The organism is Epilithonimonas sp., assembly GCF_056329745.1.
Genome location: NZ_JBWEYV010000012.1, coordinates 62,658 through 82,366, shown reverse-complemented (window position 1 = coordinate 82,366; position 19,709 = coordinate 62,658). Strand labels below are relative to the sequence as shown.

15 protein-coding genes are annotated in these 19,709 nt (G+C 36.6%); 8 read left to right on the top strand and 7 right to left on the bottom strand.

All coding sequences use genetic code 11. The features are described from left to right. The first annotated feature begins 63 nt into the window (after nt 1-63). The 3 genes from pheS (at nt 64) to AC00Y6_RS10015 (ending at nt 3,537) form a co-directional block, all read left to right on the top strand. Nucleotides 64-1,071 (top strand): phenylalanine--tRNA ligase subunit alpha, encoded by a 1,008-nt coding sequence (gene pheS, locus AC00Y6_RS10025; protein ID WP_474490483.1) that lies wholly within the window; start codon nt 64-66, stop codon nt 1,069-1,071. Between the two features lie 97 nt (nt 1,072-1,168). After that, nucleotides 1,169-2,899 (top strand): sensor histidine kinase, encoded by a 1,731-nt coding sequence (locus tag AC00Y6_RS10020; RefSeq protein ID WP_474490482.1) that lies wholly within the window; start codon nt 1,169-1,171, stop codon nt 2,897-2,899. Beyond that, nucleotides 2,896-3,537 carry a response regulator gene (locus AC00Y6_RS10015; RefSeq protein WP_474490481.1) on the top strand — a complete coding sequence of 214 codons (642 nt, stop codon included), beginning with the start codon at nt 2,896-2,898 and terminating at the stop codon, nt 3,535-3,537. The genes AC00Y6_RS10020 and AC00Y6_RS10015 overlap by 4 nt, the downstream gene beginning before the upstream one ends. Nucleotides 3,538-4,119: 582 nt before the next feature. Here the strand turns inward: AC00Y6_RS10015 and AC00Y6_RS10010 are convergent. From AC00Y6_RS10010 to AC00Y6_RS09995, 4 genes are all read right to left on the bottom strand, one after another. Then, nucleotides 4,120-4,827 (bottom strand): LrgB family protein, encoded by a 708-nt coding sequence (locus AC00Y6_RS10010; protein ID WP_474490480.1) that lies wholly within the window; start codon nt 4,825-4,827, stop codon nt 4,120-4,122. After that, complete coding sequence (locus AC00Y6_RS10005; RefSeq protein WP_474490479.1) at nt 4,824-5,171, bottom strand: CidA/LrgA family protein; 348 nt, start codon at nt 5,169-5,171, stop codon at nt 4,824-4,826. Before AC00Y6_RS10005 ends, AC00Y6_RS10010 begins: the two co-directional genes overlap by 4 nt. 167 nt (nt 5,172-5,338) lie before the next feature. Next, nucleotides 5,339-7,153, bottom strand: a complete 1,815-nt coding sequence (locus AC00Y6_RS10000; protein WP_474490478.1) for a DUF349 domain-containing protein — start codon at nt 7,151-7,153, stop codon at nt 5,339-5,341. A 286-nt stretch (nt 7,154-7,439) separates the two neighbouring features. Continuing rightward, nucleotides 7,440-8,198, bottom strand: coding sequence for a response regulator transcription factor (locus AC00Y6_RS09995; protein WP_474490477.1), 759 nt, complete (start codon nt 8,196-8,198; stop codon nt 7,440-7,442). A 211-nt stretch (nt 8,199-8,409) separates the two neighbouring features. Between AC00Y6_RS09995 and AC00Y6_RS09990 the strand changes: the two genes are divergently transcribed. The 3 genes from AC00Y6_RS09990 to AC00Y6_RS09980 all read left to right on the top strand — a co-directional run bounded on the left by AC00Y6_RS09990 (nt 8,410) and on the right by AC00Y6_RS09980 (nt 11,327). After that, the gene (locus AC00Y6_RS09990) at nt 8,410-9,000 is read left to right on the top strand and encodes a hypothetical protein (protein WP_474490476.1); all 591 of its coding nucleotides are present in this window, start codon (nt 8,410-8,412) and stop codon (nt 8,998-9,000) included. Between the two features lie 274 nt (nt 9,001-9,274). Continuing rightward, nucleotides 9,275-10,324: a tRNA preQ1(34) S-adenosylmethionine ribosyltransferase-isomerase QueA gene (gene queA, locus AC00Y6_RS09985; protein ID WP_474490475.1), complete on the top strand. Its 1,050-nt coding sequence runs from the start codon at nt 9,275-9,277 to the stop codon at nt 10,322-10,324. Nucleotides 10,325-10,466: 142 nt separating this feature from the next. Next, the gene (locus AC00Y6_RS09980) at nt 10,467-11,327 is read left to right on the top strand and encodes a hypothetical protein (protein ID WP_474490474.1); all 861 of its coding nucleotides are present in this window, start codon (nt 10,467-10,469) and stop codon (nt 11,325-11,327) included. 26 nt (nt 11,328-11,353) lie between these two features. Here AC00Y6_RS09980 and AC00Y6_RS09975 read toward each other — a convergent pair whose 3' ends face one another. Further along, nucleotides 11,354-15,031 carry a metallophosphoesterase gene (locus AC00Y6_RS09975; protein ID WP_474490473.1) on the bottom strand — a complete coding sequence of 1,226 codons (3,678 nt, stop codon included), beginning with the start codon at nt 15,029-15,031 and terminating at the stop codon, nt 11,354-11,356. A 200-nt stretch (nt 15,032-15,231) separates the two neighbouring features. Beyond that, entirely contained in the window at nt 15,232-17,226 is a 1,995-nt protein-coding gene (locus AC00Y6_RS09970) for a S9 family peptidase (protein WP_474490472.1), read from the bottom strand. Between the two features lie 164 nt (nt 17,227-17,390). On the opposite strand from AC00Y6_RS09970, the gene secG reads away from it, so the two are divergent. Further along, a complete protein-coding gene (gene secG / locus AC00Y6_RS09965) occupies nt 17,391-17,729 on the top strand; it encodes a preprotein translocase subunit SecG (RefSeq protein ID WP_474490471.1) in 339 nt (112 codons plus the stop codon). A 213-nt stretch (nt 17,730-17,942) separates the two neighbouring features. Further along, nucleotides 17,943-18,299, top strand: a complete 357-nt coding sequence (gene rplS, locus AC00Y6_RS09960) for a 50S ribosomal protein L19 (protein ID WP_474490470.1) — start codon at nt 17,943-17,945, stop codon at nt 18,297-18,299. A 105-nt stretch (nt 18,300-18,404) separates the two neighbouring features. Here rplS and kbl read toward each other — a convergent pair whose 3' ends face one another. Next, the gene (gene kbl, locus AC00Y6_RS09955) at nt 18,405-19,598 is read right to left on the bottom strand and encodes a glycine C-acetyltransferase (protein ID WP_474490469.1); all 1,194 of its coding nucleotides are present in this window, start codon (nt 19,596-19,598) and stop codon (nt 18,405-18,407) included. Nucleotides 19,599-19,709 lie beyond the last annotated feature (111 nt).

The window sequence follows — 19,709 nt, the reverse complement described above, 5'->3', positions numbered from 1 at the left end:
TTTTTTGTGGTCTTTTTATTTTAAAAGTCGTATTTTTGCAGTCCACGATTTTTATACAAGATAATGCTAGAGAAAATTGATGAATTGTTGGTAGAAGTGCAAAATTTCCAGTCTTCTGCAAAAGATGAGATAGAACAGTTCCGTATCAGATTCAACGGAAAAAAAGGTGTTTTGAATGATTTTTTTGAAAAATTCAAAGAAGTACCTAATGAGCAGAAACGTGATTTTGGTCAAAAAATCAACAGCCTGAAACAAGCCGTCAACGCCAAACTGGAAGAGCTAAAACCATCACAGAGCCAGATAATTCTGGAAAAAGAAGACCTCACAAGACCGGCTTTTCCTCTGGAACTGGGTTCCCGGCATCCTATCAATCTTGTAAAACATAAAATCATTGACATCTTCAAATCAATCGGTTTTGCAGTAGCAGATGGCCCTGAGATAGAAGATGACTGGCATAACTTTACAGCACTTAACCTTCCGGAATACCATCCGGCCAGAGATATGCAGGACACGTTCTTTATAGAACAAAACCCTGATGTGCTTCTGAGGACACACACTTCATCGGTACAGATCCGCTACATGGAAAATAACGAACCGCCAATGAGAATTCTGGCTCCAGGTCGTGTTTTCCGTAACGAGGCGGTATCTTCCCGCTCGCACTGTATTTTCCATCAAATCGAAGGTTTGTATATCGATGAGAATGTGAGTTTTGCTGACCTTAAACAGACGATTCAGTTTTTTACGACGGAGTTGTTTGGCAAGTCAAAAATCAGAATGCGGCCTTCTTACTTCCCTTTTACAGAGCCAAGTGCAGAGGTAGATGTTTATTGGGGACTTAATTCAGAAACGGATTACAGAATTACCAAAGGTACTGGCTGGCTAGAGATTATGGGTTGTGGCATGGTAGATCCTGCGGTTCTCAAAAATGTTAATATAGATCCTGACAAATTCTCGGGTTATGCTTTCGGGATGGGAATCGAACGTATTGTGATGCTGCTTTACCAAATGAGCGACATTCGAATGTTCTTTGAAAACGACATCCGAATGCTGGAGCAATTCAAAACTTTATAAGTTTCCTAAGAATAGTTTAAAATACAACCTGCAAAGTACAATTTGCAGGTTTTTTTATTATCTTTACTCCACTGTATTTACAGGAAAACACACATGTATGGCAGGAAAAAATAAAGACCAAGAACCAACAGGTTTTAGGCTTAGAAAGTTTATACACTACTCTCTTCTTTTATGTATATTGCTGATTCAGCTGCTGATTGCTGGTTTTTTTTATAATGAGTTTGTGAGCCATAAAAATTCAAAATTTATAAATAACCAACTTAATCAGCTAGAGGCCCTTGAAAAAATAACAGACAACTCCAGAAACCAGCTTTTGCAATCTCAGGATTTTTTCCAAAAATACCTGATTACCAATGATAAAAAATTCCTGAAATCTTATTTTGAATCTGTTAACCGGCTGACTAAAAACTTCGACAGCATCAACCGCTTCAAAAATCCAAATTTATCAAAAATACTGATCCGTAAAAATGGTGATACCACCGAGTTCAAAAAACTGAAACTCCTGGCTGACTCAACTTATCAATTTTCTACAAAGTCTAATTTTAAGATTCGCGAGGATCTTCCTCAATTAAAAAAAGCTGATTTTGATTACAATTTTGATAAGTTTGATATCCAAACCCAAACCTACTCTGACACTGTTAAGAAAAAAGGACTTTTCGGAAGATTGGGTGATGCGATTGCCGGAAAAGAAAATGTCCGAAAAGAAAGTACCGTTATCACCATGAAAAACGGTGGTCCGAAGAATGATATTTCCAAAATGAAAACGGAAATGGACAGCCTTATGAAATCTGTGAATAACCATTATACCAAAGAAGTACAAAAAATCCAACTTAACATCACCAAAAACAGGGATGGGAGCAGCAAGTTTTATAAGATATTCAATAATCTTTTGATTTACAGCAACGACCTGATGAACATCTACGAACATGCCGTAAAAGATGCCAAAGCAGAATTGCAAAACGAACTCGACAAACAAAATTCCGAGGCCAGCAAGATTCGACAAAACCTAATCCTAGGTGCCATGATATTAATGTTTATCGTCTCCATCTTAATCATGTATCTTACACGGATTGCTTTTGTTTATGAGAAAAAACTGAGTGGCGCCAACCTGCAAATCCGGGAAAACCTAAATTTCAAAAACAGAATCTTGGGAATGCTAAGCCATGAACTGAGGTCGCCGCTTAAGATTATTGGGATTTTCATTAACAGAATTAATAAAAAAACAGAGGATGAGACTGTAAAATCTTATCTTAAATCCATCAGTTTTACCAATGACTCGCTTCTTATCCAGGCTAATCAAATATTAGAATACACCAAAAATCAAAGCAAGGAAAACAAAATTATACCAACCGATTTTAACCTCAGAAATGAAATTGTATCCATCCTGACTTCTATAAAGCCTTATATAGAAACTAGGAATAACCAGTTTACAACGCAAATTGACATCAACCCACAACTGGAAATTTTCTCGGATAGGGCTAAGATTCATCAGATTTTTATGAATATCTTGGGCAATGCCAATAAGTTTACTGAAAATGGCGAAATAAGTGTTGTTACAAAATCCGAAGTGATTGATGAAAGAACAATTGCGCTGTTTACAGAAATCAAGGATACAGGAGCAGGAATTTCAAAATCTGACCTTGAAAATATTTTTGAACCTTATTATCAGGGCGTTTTATCCGAAAATATAGATAATCTGGGCGCAGGATTAGGATTAAGCCTTTGTAAAGAAATTGTGGATCTCTTTGGAGGAACGATATCAGCAAAAAGTGAGTTGGGGAAAGGCACAACAGTAAAATTTTCCTTAAGACTAAGCACCAACCTATGAACATAAATACAACCACCCGTTTTCTTTTGGCAGATGACCACAGCCTGATAAGACAAGCATTATTAATTTTGTTGGAGGAGATTGGCATAGAGAGCGTTACTTTTCAGGCATCCAATATCTCTCAAGTTTTGGATCTTGTTAAGTCAAAACCAATAGATATTGCCATAATAGATGCTCATTTTCCGGATGGAAACAGCCTGACAATAATCCCGGAAATCAAAAAAATTAACCCTGGAATCAAAATCCTTGTTTATACAGGTGTTGATGAAAACTTCCAGGCACTTAAGTTTATCAATGCCGGTGCAGACGGTTTCCTGAGCAAAATGGCGGAAGAGGAAGAAACCAAAGAGGCCATTCTCCAAATCCAGAAAACCGGCCAATACCTATCACCTCTAACCCAAACATTGCTGTTAAGTTCTTTACAAAACCCTAGACTGGCAGATCCACTGAAAACGCTTACTGAAAGGGAACTGGAGATTGCAGAATTGTACGGAAAAGGTCTTGGCAACCTTGAAATAGCCAACAGACTTGGCCTAAAACAAAATACAGTGAGCACGGTCAAAAAAAGAATTTATGAAAAGCTCAATATCGAAAATGTCGTAGAATTGGCAGACTTGCTGAAAAGTTACGATCATTGATTGGTAGTAGATTATTGTAGAAAAAAATCTACAAAGTATAAGAAATACATCTATGTTGTTTTGTTGGAAAATGATACACTTCTAAGATATCTTTGCAAGTATAAAGGTGAAAGAAATTTTAAGTCGAAAGACCTAAATATTACACCAGATTCTGAAAACACACATAATGAAAATCAGCTATTTTTTACAGAGCTTTTTGCTCTGTAAAAGGTTCTGATAACCGAAAATATTTTTTCAATCACATGAAGGCATTCTTAGCTGGTTAATCTAATAATTTTCTTCTAGTAAGTATTAATTTTAAGAGAGAAAAGAAAAACTACTGTTTCTGAATAGGAATTCTGAGCAAGAAACAATCTGAAGCTTTAAAAAACCATCCATATATCGGCAAAGTAAGGCATGCTGATTTACTTACCGAAAATTATTATTAGTAGTAATATTTAGTTTTTATCAAGACCTGTAGAATAATCTGCAGGTCTTACTTTGTATTATAATTTTAATAGAAATCAATCAACGATAAAAAAACTGCTTCATATAAAATAAAGCAGCATATAATTTTAAAAAAAATGTCTTCTACTGACTTTTTTAAAAACCTAAAATATATTGCATTAACATTACCAGGTAGGGCGTTAATAATGCGGTAAGAATTCCATTAATAATAAGTCCTAAAGTTGAAAAAGCTCCATACGAAGCACTAATGTCCATGGATTTTGAGGTTCCTACAGCGTGAGCCGACATACCCATTGAAAGACCTTGTGCTATTGGACTTTGCACTCGTAATTTTTTGAGAATAATGTAGCCATAAATAGCCCCAAAAATGCCTACAAAAATAACAACACACGATGTAAGTGCAGGGATTCCTCCGATAGTTTTTGACACTTCCATCGCAATAGGTGTGGTCACAGATTTTGGAGCCAAAGACAAAATAATTTCTTTTGGTGCTCCCATTGCCCAAGCGATTGTTACAACGCTAATGACTCCAACCGAACAACCAACCAAAGAACTTACCAACAATGGCAAAATCTGCTGCTGGATTCTTTTGAGCTGCTGATAAAGAGGAATTGCAAGGCAAACAATCGCCGGTTGTAACATAAAATCGATAAGTTTGCTATTCTCATGGTAGGTGGCATAATCTATGTGAAACACCTCCAAAAAGATGATAAGCAAAATCATTGCAATCAAGATGGGATTAAGAAGGAGACTTTTGGTTTTCCGCTGTATGAGAAGCCCTATATAAAAAGCCCCTACGGTGATGGCAATAAAGAATGTTGGATTAAAAATGGCTTCTTTCATTTCTTTTTATTTTTAGAACGCATCAGCTGGTGTGTCCAGCCAGTTGCAACAATAACGATAATGGTACTCACTAGAGCCGATACAACAATAGGTAAAAACTGGCCCTCGATAACATTCAAATACAACATTACAGATACACCTGCTGGAACAAAGAAAAAAGACATGTGCGAGTTAAAAAAATCACCAAGCCCCTTCACTTCTTCTACTTTTACCAATTTGGTAATGAAGAGAATCGTAAGTAGTATCATGCCAATAATACTTGCGGGAAGTGGCAGCCCTGTGGCAGCAACAATAAGGTTGCCCATAGCCAGACAGCCAAAAACAATTAATACAGGTTTTATCATAACGATTAAATTAAGTTGCAAAGTTCCAAAATGTTTATGGAACAACCTCGGAATTTCACAAGTTTTTATCGAAAAGAAAGAATATCATTTTTCACAAAATATTCTAAGGTTTTTTTAACAAAAAAATCCTCTGATGTAGAGGATTTAATTTTACTGTCATTGGGCGGTTATTCTCCGGCAATAATGTTATGAAGCGTCTGTTTTAAACCTTCTAACTGTTCTTTTTTATTGTCCAATTTTTCGTAGGTGTCTTTTAAAAGTGGATTATCACGGTTTGGCGAACTGAAGAATGACAAGTTATTTTCCAACTGAACCACCTCTGCTTCCAAGTCTGCAATTTGGTTTTTAACCTTTCTGGCTTTATCTGTTAGCTGGCTCTCAGAAAGGTTTTCTTCCTTAAGGTCAAACTCATTAATTTTGTTGAGTTTTAGTTTTTCCCTCAAAGTTTTATTGAATTCTGTATTAATAGCCAGTTTATCTTTTGGCACTTTCCCGATAGCGTTCCAGCTATTTTTGATTGTTTCAATTTTTTCAATAGAACCTTCTTCGTCCGTTAGAGCTTTTAATTCCTCCAACAATGCCTTTTTATTTTTATAATTCTCTTTCCAGTTGTCTCCGGCAGCATTATTTTTATCCCTGTAATTTTTGAAAAAAGTATTACAGGCATCCCGAAAATCATCCCAAACTTTATTGGCCTGACTTCTTGGCACATGGCCAATTGTTTTCCATTCCTCCTGAAGTTTTTTGAAAAGCGGCACCACCGTATCCCAATCCTCAGAAGCCATATTGTCTTGCGCTGTTTTGATCAAAGCATTCTTTTTCTCCAGATTCTCGATCTGAGAACCTTTCAGGTTTTTATAAAAATCGTTTTTTGCCGTGTTAAAATCTTTGAGCGTCTGTTTAAAATCCGTCCAATTTTGATTGGATATTTTCTTAGGCACAGCACCCAGTTTCAAAAATTCGGTACGGAGATCCTCTACTTTTTTGATGGCTTGCTGCCAATAAGAATGATTAATATTCTGTGGTGCAGCAAGCGTTTTCAGCTCATCTATGATCTTATTTTTCTTCTCAAGATTCTCTTGTTGTTCAGTTTCCAAAACAGCAATCAGTTCGGATTTACGTTCATGGATTTTGTTGGAAATCTCTTTAAACTCATCCCAAGTCTGCTCGCGGAATTCCTCAGCAACAGGCTCGGCTTCTTCTTTCCACAGTTTATGTAGATATTGGAGTTCATTCAGAGCTTTCTGTACCACTTTTTCGTCCAGTAGTTCTTTCGCGCGGTTGATAATCTGCTTGCGCTTTTCCAGATTGTGGGAAAATTCCTGCCCCAAATATTCTTTATTAAGATCCAACATCTCATTAAACATTTTAAGATGATGGAAATAATTATTATTAAGGTTTTTAAATTCCGATTTGGCAACCTGACCGGCATTTCCCCAGGCTTCCTTGATTTCTCTGATCGCTTTGAAAAGATTAGTTCCTGGCTCAGAACTGGTATAGAGATTTTTTAGACGTTCTATAATCGCATGCCTCTCATCCAGATTTTTCTGATGTTCTATCTCCTGAGCTTTGTGAAAAGTATCTAATTTTTCTTTGTAAATATTAACCAAAGCAGTTAGTTTGGATGCTAGCGGATGGTGGTTATCAAAATGCTCTTCAGCATTGCCTTCTGCCAAATATTGCTGTTTTTTGGCTTCCGTTTCGCCTGTTAATTTTTGGGAAACATAATCTTTTAACGCATTGAAACGTTTGGAAAAAGCAGCGGCATCAGCTTTGTTAACGATATTTTCCATCTCATCCAGCGCTTCTTTGGGAGAAAGCAGAGAAAAATCCTCTTCATGCTGCGCAGCATCCTGTTTTGTTGAATCGGTTTCTGTTACAGCTTTTTCTACTGGTGAAGCTTCTCCTAAAGACTGATTATCAGTAACATTACTTTCCGAAATCAAATTTTCATTCTCAGGATTTTCATTTTCAATATTCATAACAAGGCTAATTAATTATCAAAACTACTTTTAAATGCACTAAATTAACTGTTTTTCACAGAAAAATCCAAATATCAATACTAAAATTCAAAAAAAATTTAAAGGTAGTTTAAACTTTAATGAAAAAAATTTGTGCATCACTTAAACGTAGATTTTGAATTTTAAATGAGAAGTTTCTAATTTATCTTCGAAGATCCAATCTATTATATTTCAAAATAGTCTTTATTCTTATCCTAAAATGAAATGTACGTTTGTAAAAATTTTTGATTTGGAAATGATTTTTAAATTATAACAGTTTATTATAAGCCGCGTGCATCAACGCTTCAGTCATATTTGATACTTCAAGTTGGGCAAACAATTTTTTCTTATGAAATTTTACAGTGTCTACCGAGATACAAATTTTTTCTGCAATTTCACTAATAGTTAATCCTTGGGCGGAAAGTCGTAAAATTTCGAGATTTCTACTAGATAATTCAATTTTCTTTTTGAGAAGCCATTTTTCACTAAAAATATTATACTCCCACGTGTCATCAGATCCGTGTTTACTGATTTTAATATTTCCAGAAGAATGATTTGGTGAAAGTGAGACAATACATAGTGCTTTCAATATTTTACCATCATCTGACAAAAACAATGGTGTCAGTTTATGATTTATTAAAGTTGTTGATTTATTTTTATTAATTAGATGAAAATCATACGATATAGAATATAGTTTTCGATCTTCAGTCTCTAGTGTGTCAAAAAAATTAAAGCCTTCTTTATTGATTTTAAATAATAATTCTAAATCATCTTTCTTCACATTACTAAAGTAAAAATTATATCCCAACTTCCTAACTTCTTCAGCTCGATAGCCGCACAAAAACAAAGGATTTTCAGAAACATATTCAAATGTCTGGTTGGCGTAATCAATAACATATATACTTTGATAAGTCAGACGAGCAAAAGCTTCTATAGTTTCTAAGTAATTTTCTTCTTCATATTCTCTTGTTTTATCACTCTCCGCAATCATATTCTTAGTGAAAAAAAACTTTTTAAAATCCTCCATATATACAGTTTGAACATCGTAAATCTACACAAAAGTGTAGTTAATAATAAGCCAAATTCGTCTATTTTTACAAAAATTATTTCTACTTGACATTACTTAGTAGAACGATAGTTAAGATAATTGTGTACAGTCCTGCAAAGTTTATATTTTATAAAAAAATATTGTAGATTTTTACAGATTTGAAAAAAAAATTAATATCAATTAGAATAAAATGAAAATATTAAAAACAATAAGTTTGATACTTATCACTTTAGCTGTTACATCATGTGGTAGAAACAATGAAGATGCAGAAGTGATAGCGCCTTCAGAAAAGACATCTTATAATTTTGTTTACAGCAATTCCTACAAAGTAAGTGAGATTGTGCTGTACAAAGGTCCTTTAGGAATGAAAGAGAATCCGAAAGAGGAGTTTATTAAAAAAAATTGGGATTCATATTCCACGCCAGAATATCAGCAAATAGATGTTGATATTAAGAATAAAACTATCCATTTCAATTTAGGGAAAAATATTATTGAGTATTCAATAGACCTTGCAAATGACTCAATCTACATATCTGGCACTAAAAATTTCGTTGGCATATTGAATAAGAAAAATAGACAATTTGATTTTTTTAAATCCTTTTACTACATAAAAAAGAATTTAGGCGAATCTGGTTCGTCCTTTAGCAGATTTACCAAAATGGGAATTACAAAATATCAGGATGTCTTTGGAATTAATACCTTCCAAAATTCATCCGAAATGAAGAGTGCAAATGATGAAGTTTTTTGGGCAAATATGTCATATACTTTCACAGCAAAATAACCTCACTACTTTGTAGAATGTGGTGAAATTGCTGATTTAAATTTTTTCATCTATTATTAAACCGCCTTTTTTGCTTAACGTTTTTAGATTTTGAAGGAAAAATAAAAGGCTTTAAAATAAAATTCACAAAATTTCAATAATCCTCTTAATTATTTAAGTGAAAATTAAATTATACTATTACTTGACAAAGGCTCTCTGATCTCGTATCTTTGCAGTTCGAAAAAATTTAACCTCAGGCATTGCCTGTCCTTAAAAAATAAAATCCGTAAATTTTATGAAAACATCTGATTTCAATTTTGATTTGCCGGCAGAATTATTAGCCGAGCATCCTTCAGAAAACCGCGATGAAGCTAGACTGATGGTCCTTAACAGAAAAACTGAAACGATCGAGCACCGTCTTTTCAAAGATGTAATTGATTATTTTGATGAAAAAGACCTTTTCATCTTCAACAATACCAAAGTTTTCCCTGCAAGATTATTCGGTAACAAAGAAAAGACCGGTGCTAAAATAGAAGTATTCCTATTGAGAGAACTGGATGCGGAAACACGCGTTTGGGACGTATTGGTAGATCCTGCAAGAAAAATCAGAATTGGTAACAAATTATTCTTTACCGAGGACGAATCCCTTGTTGCAGAAGTAATTGACAACACCACTTCCCGAGGAAGAACACTTAGATTCCTTTTTGATGGTTCTTATGAAGAGTTTCGTGCAAAACTGACAGAACTGGGAGAAACACCGCTTCCTAAATACATCAAGAGAGAGGTAGAGCCAGAAGATGCTGAACGTTACCAGACAATCTACGCCAAAGTGGAAGGAGCTGTTGCAGCACCTACAGCAGGTCTGCATTTCTCCAAACATCTTTTGAAAAAGATGGAAATTAAAGGGATCGATTTTGCTGAGATTACGCTCCACATTGGTTTGGGAACTTTTAACCCTATCGAAGTTGAAGATCTTTCCAAGCACAAAATGGAATCCGAAGAAGCCATTATTGATGAGAAAAATGCAGCCATCATTAACAAAGCTGTGGAAGAAGGCCGCCGCGTTTGCGCCGTAGGGACCACTACAATGAGAGCGCTGGAAACGTCTGTCTCTTCTAACAAAAAAATATCGGCTTACCGTGGTTGGACCAACAAATTTATCTATCCGCCACACGATTTCGGGGTTGCCAATGCGATGATTACCAACTTCCACACGCCAAAATCTACATTAATCATGATGATTGCAGCGTTTGCCAATAAAGATTTTATCATGAGGGCATACGATGAAGCGATTAAAGAAAAATATAAATTCTACTCTTACGGAGATGCCATGCTGATCCTTTAAGATTGAGTTTTAACAAAAAAAATGCACGATTTTTACAATTGTGCATTTTTTTATATCCTGGTATTTCATTACTTTCATCTGAGCAAATACATGTAGATAAAATAGGTTTTGCACCTGACCTTCAGAAAAATCAATAAAAAAGATGAAAGCACTTTCCATTTTAGCATTATTTTCTATTACAATGTCCTGCTCGCAAACTCAGGAAAACTTTTCTGTCATCACTAAACTTCCTAAGCAACTTAAGGAAGCCTCTGCCTGCGAGATTTCTAAAGCATCGCCGCTCATATGGACCATCGAAGATAATCATAACCACAACGTGCTATTTGGATTTGATGAGCAAGGGAAAATGCAAAAAAAAGTAACGATAACCAACGTCGAAAATAATGATTGGGAAGATCTAACTTCTGATGACGAAGGCAATATCTATATCGGGGATTTTGGAAACAACGACAATGACAGGCAAAACCTGGCCATTTATAAAATCGACGCTGCTGATCTTGACAAAGACCAAGCCAAAGCAAAATCCATCGTTCAATTCTATTATCCGGAACAAACCGAATTCCCCCCAAAAAAGAAAGACCGCATTTTTGATGTAGAATCATTCTTTATCCATAACAATAAGTTTTACCTTTTTACGAAAAACAGAAGTTCTAAATTCGACGGAACAACGGTTCTTTATGAAGTTGACAATAATCCAACCCAAAAATTGCCTGCCAATAAAATTGGAAGTTTTGTGACTTGTGAGCAATTCAACCATTGTGCGGTGACAAGCGCAGACATCAGCCCGAATAAGGATAAAGTGGCCATTCTAAGCTCCGACAAAGTCTGGATTTTCACCAAATGGAAAGGCAACAATTTCTTCTCGGGAAATATCGAAAAAATTGAACTGAATCATCACACACAGAAAGAAGGTCTTTGTTTCAAAGATGAAAAAACGATCCTGATGACCGATGAAGGCGACAAATCCCACAACGGAAACCTTTATCAATTGAAGTTGAAATAAGCTTGATAAATCGGACGAAAAATATTTTAAAAAGTACCGCCAATTCCCACAACCACACGGCCGCCATCTGCAGAACGGAAGTACGACAAATTAGCAGAAATAGCATCCACGGCATTTAACCAAAATCCGCCGCCATAAGAATTATGCCATTTTTTGGAGTATTCGTTAGGATTCCAGACACGGCCAAGATCAAATCCACCGAAAAAGCCATAGCTCAAAGGCAAAATCGAATTCCTTATTTTACCGACTTCATAGCGCAGGTCAGAAGTCTGATAAAAAGCATTTTTACCGTAAAACCTGTTAAACCGGAAGCCTCGGAGATCTCTGTTGCCACCCAATGTCGCCATTTGATAGAACTCGTAGCCGTTGCACAAAAGCCATTTGGCATTAGCATAGGATGACCATACCAGTTTTTGATTATTTGTCAGGTAATGCAAAAATCCTAAACCTGCCTGAATGTAGCCGTACTGGCGGTCAAATTCCTTCAAATTGGTACTCCATAAGGTTTTAACATCGAATTTCATTCCCTGTTTTGGATTCGCTCGGTTATCATAATTTTCGTAATTGAAAGAAAGCTCCGCACCACCAAATTGCTTGGCGTGAAATACATCCTCATCAACAATTCCCGGTAGAGAGACATACCGGTTGGCCGTTTTCTCCACCTGAAGAATTTCATAATTGATCTTTGCAGTGAAGTTTGCGGCATTTCTGCTCCAGTTTACAGAAGGCGAAAATGCAAATTCCCGGGCTCGAACATTATTAAAATGATCACCGTAATCATCTTTTGGATTAACAGTCTCGTTACCAACACCAAAAAAATTACGGATATAATGCGAGCTGGTTATGTGTGTATCGAGACCATAAAACCACTCCCCTCGCAATGTTGGCAACTCTAGCTGATACGCCAGCTCGTAGCCTTCTGTCCCTGTGAAATAATTGGCTTTGACATGGTGTTTCTGGGAAAATTTGCCAGTTACATAATTGTTCACCGTATAAACCCCATTCCCTCCAATGGCGACCTCATCATCCGGATTAAAACCGAAATCCAGAAAAGTGGTAAACACATTATACTTGGCATTGTTATAATTATATTGATTGATATCATAATTGTCCGTCAATATCTTTCTCACATTTTGGGCAGCATCATAATTATTCTTCTTGCTTTTGTAATCATAGATTTTGATTTTATGAGGATTAGAAACCACATATTGATCTTGATCCAAGCCACCCAAAAGCTTGACTTTGATACTTGATTTTTCGGTACCCAGCACTTCAAAAATATCATCATCATCCAAGCCATAGATTAAGATTTCTTTGGTAATTTTCCCCGAATATAGTTTGGAAGATTCTAGCTCTTCACCCGTTTTTTTCATTCGGTAAACCTTGATTTCGGTAGTATTATTAGGCAATCTTGTAATAACAAAACGGTCTTTTTTATTGGTACCTGTAAGAATAACTTTCTGCTGCAACAGTTTAAAATAAGAGGAAGCATATTTTGGAAGATCCGCTTTTCTGATTAATAATTTCTGAATCAGACTTTCCGAAACCTGATCCTGAACCTCCACAGGCAAATTTTTGAAGGCCTGCCTAATATCCGCTTCGGAAAGATGCTCCTGCATATACTTTGCAGTTTCCTGCCAGTCATTTTCCACAGTATTTTTGGCAAAAATAAGATCCAAGGGATACGGTTCCCTGTTAAACCACTTCAGGTTTTTGATTCGGTTATCAAAAGTCTGCATGTGTTTTAGTTCGGGAAAATCCATCAGAATACTGGTAATCAAACCATCATATTTTGCAAATGCCTGATCTCGATCCTTTGGGATTGGCGTGTAAACCACATTACCGTCCTTCTTTTGCGCCACAAACTTCCATTGATCCTGATGCCTATCCCAGTCACCAATCAGCATATCGAACAAACGTACTTTAATCCACGCTTTTTCATCCATTTTATATTTTTCGTCTTTGGCAAGATTTAAAATGACTTCGTCTGTTCCGATAACTTTGTTAGGATTTTCCTCGGTTTCCATTGGGCGGTCTTCCAGGTAATACAATTCGTTACCAAAATTCTCATTATAATTTTTCAGAGTATTTTGTTTGGGAATGTAAAACAGTTGTGGTGTGGTATGGCGGATTCCCAGATTGTCAGCCATATTACCAATGACCAGCGGCGTATAAGGATGCGACGTTGTGTAAAAATCCAGCAGAAATTTGTCGGCATAACTTCCTTCAAAATCATCCACCACATATTGGTTTTTAAACGCCACAGACTGTAAAAACCTTACACCACTTTTTTTGAGGGCACGCATCACATATTCGTTACCGTTTTTAGTTTCCAACCGCAGAGATTTGGTCTGATGGCCGCCGCCTGCCCTGTCTGGTTTTACACCGCCGTAGAGTGTATCCAATTCCAGATTTTTGACTCTGATTTCTCTGGAATAATAATCCCGATAATGCTCGCCCCAAAGCAATTTGTAAAAACCACTTTTTTTGGTCATCGTAGAATCATAAACAGAAGCTGTTGTAGTTGCCGCAAAATGTTTAGGATAATCATTATTGAGTTTTGTTTCTTTCCCCAAAACTGTTTTTCTGTACAATAACTTTGATTTTGGCGCATTTAGGCTGTAAAAATTGACTTCTGCGTTGCCAGATTCGGTAATTCTGAGTGTGGCATAGGCATTTTCCCCATAAGAGAAATCATTTTTCCCCACGGCTTTTGCAGCTTCGGTTTTGGAACCTGCACCACTAATAATTTGCCGAAAATCCCCTTGCTGAATATACTGCACATTATGATCGTGTCCGGAAACAACAATCACATTTTTTCTACCGCTGATTAATGTTCTCAGCCGGTCTGCCATGTTTTTATAATTCTGATTGCTGATATCCTGATGTGTAACGCCGCCCGTTGCACGCAAAAGATTAAGCACCGATCCCAAAACAGGCAACGGAAAATGATGTTCCAACGGAAAAAGCTGTTTTCTCCAGGAATAATAACCACCATGCGAACCGTGAGTTACCAGCGGATGATGTGTCGCCACAATTATCGTTTTGTTTTGATTTTTGTTCAATTGATCTTCAAACTCGGTGTAAAAATCCTCCCTTGTTTTGATGTCGCATTTTTCATTAATACCGGGATTTTTACTCCAATTAGCCAAAACCCATTCTGTATCTACTAAAATAAGGCTTAGCTTTTTATTGATTTTCCTGGTTTCTATTGGGCATCCATTTCTGGGAGAGAAGGCATTTTTATCTCCTAGTTTTTCTGTCACATAATCTTCTTCACGTTTCAGCCCTTTGATCCCGTTGTTATACCAATCATGGTTGCCGGGAATGAAAATGGTGTTCCCTTTAAAATCTTTGGCGAGCGATATTTGATTATCCATCTTTTTTTCCGCCAGACTTCGGTTATCATCATCTTTTTTTGGCATTCCGGCAGGATAGATGTTATCTCCGAGAAATATCAATGTACTATTTTCAGGAGCTTTCGACAATGAATCTTTCAGAATTGCCACGTTATGAAAAGCTTCATCCTGATCCAGATTTCCCGCATCGCCCAAAAGGTAAAACGTATGTATAATACTGTCTTTAATAGGCGGAACCTTCTCAAAACCGATGGCTTTTTTACCATAATCGGCCTGATGTACCGCACAGGAAATCTGGATTAATAAAATAAAGGCTAAAAGGTAAAGATGTTTTATATGCTTCATTCTGTTTTTAATTGATGTAAAAGCTTTCGCAAAGATTGCAAAGGTACCCTAAACGGCAAAAACTTTAAAACTCATCACAAAGATCAATTTAATAAAATTATCCCCATCACATTTTCTAAAAATTAACGCAAAAAAAATCCGCAGAAAACTCGTGTAAAGATTTTCTACGGATAATGTTATCAAATTTAAAATTGAAATGCCTACAGAGTTTCCTTCAGCCATTCAAAAAATTCCCTTTGCCACACCAAACCATTTTGCGGATGTAGTACCCAGTGGTTTTCGTTGGGGAAATAAAGAAATTTCGTTTTAAGACCTTTCAGCTTGGCAGCCTGAAAAGCTTCTTGCCCCTGCTCATAAGGCACCCGGAAATCGATCCCGCCCTGTATAACCATAATCGGTTTGTTCCAACGGTCTACAAAATTACTTGGGTTAAAGTCGGTATAAGATTTTGGGGTTGGCTTTTGCCAATAATTACCACCCAAATCCCAATTGGCAAACCAAAGTTCCTCGGTGGTACCATACCAAGATTTCATATCAAATAATCCATCATGCGCAATAAAAGTCTTGAAACGGTTCTCGTGAACACCAGCCAGCATATATACCGAATAACCGCCATAGCTTGCTCCAACAGCCGCTAACCTTTTGCCATCTACATAAGGTAAAGATTTTGCATAATCCGTAGCTGCCAAATAATCGCGGATGGGTTGTCCGCCCCAATCGCCACTGATTTCTTCATTCCATTTCACACCCCAGCCCGGCATTCCTCTTCGGTTTGGCGCTACTACAATGTAACCGTTGGCAGCCATGAGGGCAAAATTCCATCTGGTGGAGAAAAACTGCGTTAATGCAGATTGTGGGCCACCCTGGCAATAAACCAAAGTCGGATATTTTTTATTCGGATCAAAGTTAGGTGGATAATGGAACCAAACACCCATCTCTTTACCATCAGACGTTTTAACCATTTTTAGCTCGGATTTTCCAGGCGTCAGTTGGGCATAAAGATCTTTGTTAATATCTGTAATCTGCTTGAGAGAACCGTTTTTCAGGTTAACATCATAGATATCGGCACTGTGGTTGATATCCGTTTTTGTAACCCAAAGTTGACCTTTATTTTCTAGGATGATGTCATTAATATCAAATTCGCCTTTGGTAATTTGCTTTACCGATTTGGTTTTCACATCTACGGAAAACAACTGTTTGGTGCCTCGGAAGGCTGATGTAAAATAAATTAACTTAGAATCCGATGCCCATTGCACATCACCGCTTACACTCTCGTCCCAAGCTTTGGTAAGGTTGGTTTTCGTTTTGGACTTCCAATCCATAATGACAATATCATTTTTATCCGCTTCGTAACCTTCCCTTTCCATCGAATTCCAAAGTAGGAATTGCCCATCATTGCTGAATTTTGGATTGACATCATACCCCTTCATCCCCTCTGTAATATTGGCAGTTTTACCTGATGCCAGATTATAGGCAAATATATCCGTGTTGGTACTTTGTGCATACTCGGAACCAGATTTGGCTTTGGTCACATACAATAATTCCTCAGAATCCGGACTCCATACAAAATCCTCGGCACCTCCAAAAGGTTTCTGCGGCGAATCAAACGCTTTGCCCTCCAGCAGATCTTTGGCTTTATCAACAGAATCAGCAACATTCACTGTAAAAATATGGTTGTAGGAACCTTCGTTCCAGGCATCCCAATGGCGGTGGTTGAGATCTGTATAAATCTGAGCGGTTGTTTTGGGAAGATCTTTGTACTTGTCTTTTCCCATCACATTTTCTATATGAACAGCCTTGCTGAAAGCTATTTTTTTACCATCAGGAGAAATAACAATATTGTCAACTTCTCCTATCTCAAAGAATTCTGACCAGGTTTTACCTGAATCCTTCGACAGGAAAATTTTATTGTTTTCCAGCGCGTAGATACCGTTTTTGTTCCACTGGATAAGGCTTTTCTTACCCAAATCTATTTTTGAAGAAACCCCGGAAGTGTTAAGCCAATAACTTTCTGATTTTGACTTTTCGGTTTTAAGATCTGTTTTGCTGATTTTGTAAATCAAAGAAGTATGATCCGGCGAAACGGACTGAACACCAAGGCGGTTCATTGTCCACATAATTTCCGGCGTCATCACCTGCTGTGCATTCATCATAAGAGGTGCTGCAGTTGCAACAAGAAGTTGTTTTAAATTCATTTTAAAAGAAAATTTTCATTGTTTATATTATAAACATGGCGAAGTTAAAGAATATTGATGTAATGCTGAAAATACGGGGTACCAAAAATTGTAAAAAATATGTTTCCATTAATTAATTATAATCCATATATTTGCGCTTCAAAATTTATTACTAAGACGATACTATGAGCACAATATTTACGCTGTTTATGATCCTTATTATAATTGCCAGCATTTTATTAGTTATCATCATTATGGCGCAAAACCCAAAAGGAGGCGGCCTTTCCGGAACATTTGGCGGAACATCTTCTGCTACATTTGGTGTTCAGAGAACCAATGATTTTATGGAGAAAGCAACTTGGACATTAGGAACTACAATTGTGGTTTTGATCCTTTTGAGCGTTATCCTTACCGGTAAACCTTCCCAAGTTATACCTACCAATGCTGCTCCTGCTAAAACAGAAGCTCCTGCAAAAACTCCTGTTAACAGCACTGCACCAGCGACACCAACACCAACAAAATAAGTTGATTATTAAAAATACATAATCCGCTTTGTAAACATTACAAAGCGGATTTTTTTATCTATACTAAAAATATCCAATAGAAAAATTAAATTTAATTATCAGATTCTATTGCTATTACAAAAATTATTTTTATTTTTGCAACCTGTTAACCAACCTCTGACGAAGGACGTGAATGTTGCTTAGCTTGGCAAAACAAATTTTTTATTACGAAAAATGGATTTAGTAAAATATGTACAGGATAAGTACATTACAAAAAAAGAATTCCCAGAATTCAAAGCCGGTGACACCATCACTGTGTACACAGAAATTAAAGAAGGTAACAAAACCAGAACTCAGTTTTTCAAAGGAACTGTGATCCAATTGAGAGGAACTGGTCTTACAAAAACATTTACCATCAGAAAAATGAGTGGTGATGTGGGTGTAGAGAGAGTTTTCCCGCTTAACATGCCTGCGCTTCAGAAAATTGAAGTTAACAGACAAGGTAAAGTTAGAAGAGCAAGAATCTACTACTTCCGTGATCTTAGAGGTAAAAAAGCAAGAATCAAGGATAAGTCTTACGCTAAGAAATAATCCTGAGCCTGCTCAAGAATATAAAAACCAGCCAATCATTGATTTGCTGGTTTTTTTATGGCCAAGAAAAAGCTTACAAATCACGTTTTGTAAGCTTTTGTACTTTTAGATAATTCCCAATTCTTTCCCTACTTTTTCAAAAGCGTTAATCGCTTTGTCTAAATGTTCTCTTGTATGTGCCGCAGACAACTGAACGCGGATTCTCGCTTTACCTTTTGGAACAACAGGATAAAAGAAACCGATGACATAAATCCCTTCTGACAACAGTTTTTCTGCCATTTCCTGTGCCAATTTAGCATCGTAAAGCATTACCGGGACAATCGCTGCATCACCATCCGGGATGTCAAAACCTTTGGCTTTCATCTCTTTTCTGAAATAGTCTGAATTTTCCATCACTTTATCTCTCAAAGATGTGTCAGTAGAAATCATATCCAAAACTTTGGAAGCTGCGCCCACAATACCCGGAGCTAAAGAATTTGAGAATAGATAAGGTCTTGAACGTTGTCTCAGCATATCTATGATTTCTTTCTTTCCCGAAGTAAATCCACCTAAAGCACCGCCCAAAGCTTTCCCTAATGTTGAAGTGATGATATCTACTCTTCCGATAACATCATTCGCTTCGTGCGTTCCGCGGCCATTTTTACCAATAAATCCCGTGGCGTGTGAGTCATCTACCATGACTAAAGCATCATATTTATCAGCCAAATCACAAACACCTTTGAGGTCTGCAACAATACCATCCATAGAGAAAACACCATCTGTTACGATGATTTTGAATCTGTGATTTTTCTCAGAAGCCGCTATTAACTGTGCTTCCAAGTCCTCCATATTATTATTCTTGTAACGGTATCTTGCCGATTTACACAATCTTACACCATCAATAATGGAAGCATGATTAAGCTCGTCAGAAATAATAGCATCCTCTTCCGAAAACAATGGCTCAAAAACGCCACCATTAGCATCAAAACAAGCGGCATAAAGGATTGTATCCTCCATTCCTAAAAATTTGGAAATCTTTTCCTCCAGGTTTTTATGAATATCCTGAGTTCCACAGATAAAACGAACCGATGACATCCCATAACCATGAGAAGCAATAGCATCCTGAGATGCTTGCATCACTTCGGGATTATTGGACAATCCCAAATAATTGTTGGCACAGAAATTCAGCAGCTTCTTTCCGCCCACTTCTATCTCTGCACTCTGTTGCGATGTGATAATCCTTTCTTTTTTGTAAAGGCCTTCATTTTCTATATTAGTGAGTTCGTTTGTAATGTTATCCAGAAATTTTTGTGAGATCATTTTTATTGATTTTCGATTTAAACAAAAGTAAAAAAAGCGCTTTAATTAAGCGCTTTTTTGTGATGTTTTAACTTTTATTCTTTTATGATTTTAATGTTGGGATCACTCAAT

What these genes read in the sequence shown, in the direction of transcription:
- AC00Y6_RS10005 (WP_474490479.1), bottom strand. Translation starts at nt 5,171, where the DNA reads ATGATAAAACCTGTATTAATTGTTTTTGGCTGTCTGGCTATGGGCAAC.
- AC00Y6_RS09970 (WP_474490472.1), bottom strand. Translation starts at nt 17,226, where the DNA reads ATGAATTTAAAACAACTTCTTGTTGCAACTGCAGCACCTCTTATGATG.
- AC00Y6_RS10020 (WP_474490482.1), top strand. Translation starts at nt 1,169, where the DNA reads ATGGCAGGAAAAAATAAAGACCAAGAACCAACAGGTTTTAGGCTTAGA.
- rplS (WP_474490470.1), top strand. Translation starts at nt 17,943, where the DNA reads ATGGATTTAGTAAAATATGTACAGGATAAGTACATTACAAAAAAAGAA.
- AC00Y6_RS09990 (WP_474490476.1), top strand. Translation starts at nt 8,410, where the DNA reads ATGAAAATATTAAAAACAATAAGTTTGATACTTATCACTTTAGCTGTT.
- queA (WP_474490475.1), top strand. Translation starts at nt 9,275, where the DNA reads ATGAAAACATCTGATTTCAATTTTGATTTGCCGGCAGAATTATTAGCC.
- AC00Y6_RS09975 (WP_474490473.1), bottom strand. Translation starts at nt 15,031, where the DNA reads ATGAAGCATATAAAACATCTTTACCTTTTAGCCTTTATTTTATTAATC.
- AC00Y6_RS10000 (WP_474490478.1), bottom strand. Translation starts at nt 7,153, where the DNA reads ATGAATATTGAAAATGAAAATCCTGAGAATGAAAATTTGATTTCGGAA.
- AC00Y6_RS10015 (WP_474490481.1), top strand. Translation starts at nt 2,896, where the DNA reads ATGAACATAAATACAACCACCCGTTTTCTTTTGGCAGATGACCACAGC.
- pheS (WP_474490483.1), top strand. Translation starts at nt 64, where the DNA reads ATGCTAGAGAAAATTGATGAATTGTTGGTAGAAGTGCAAAATTTCCAG.
- AC00Y6_RS09980 (WP_474490474.1), top strand. Translation starts at nt 10,467, where the DNA reads ATGAAAGCACTTTCCATTTTAGCATTATTTTCTATTACAATGTCCTGC.
- kbl (WP_474490469.1), bottom strand. Translation starts at nt 19,598, where the DNA reads ATGATCTCACAAAAATTTCTGGATAACATTACAAACGAACTCACTAAT.
- AC00Y6_RS10010 (WP_474490480.1), bottom strand. Translation starts at nt 4,827, where the DNA reads ATGAAAGAAGCCATTTTTAATCCAACATTCTTTATTGCCATCACCGTA.
- AC00Y6_RS09995 (WP_474490477.1), bottom strand. Translation starts at nt 8,198, where the DNA reads ATGGAGGATTTTAAAAAGTTTTTTTTCACTAAGAATATGATTGCGGAG.
- secG (WP_474490471.1), top strand. Translation starts at nt 17,391, where the DNA reads ATGAGCACAATATTTACGCTGTTTATGATCCTTATTATAATTGCCAGC.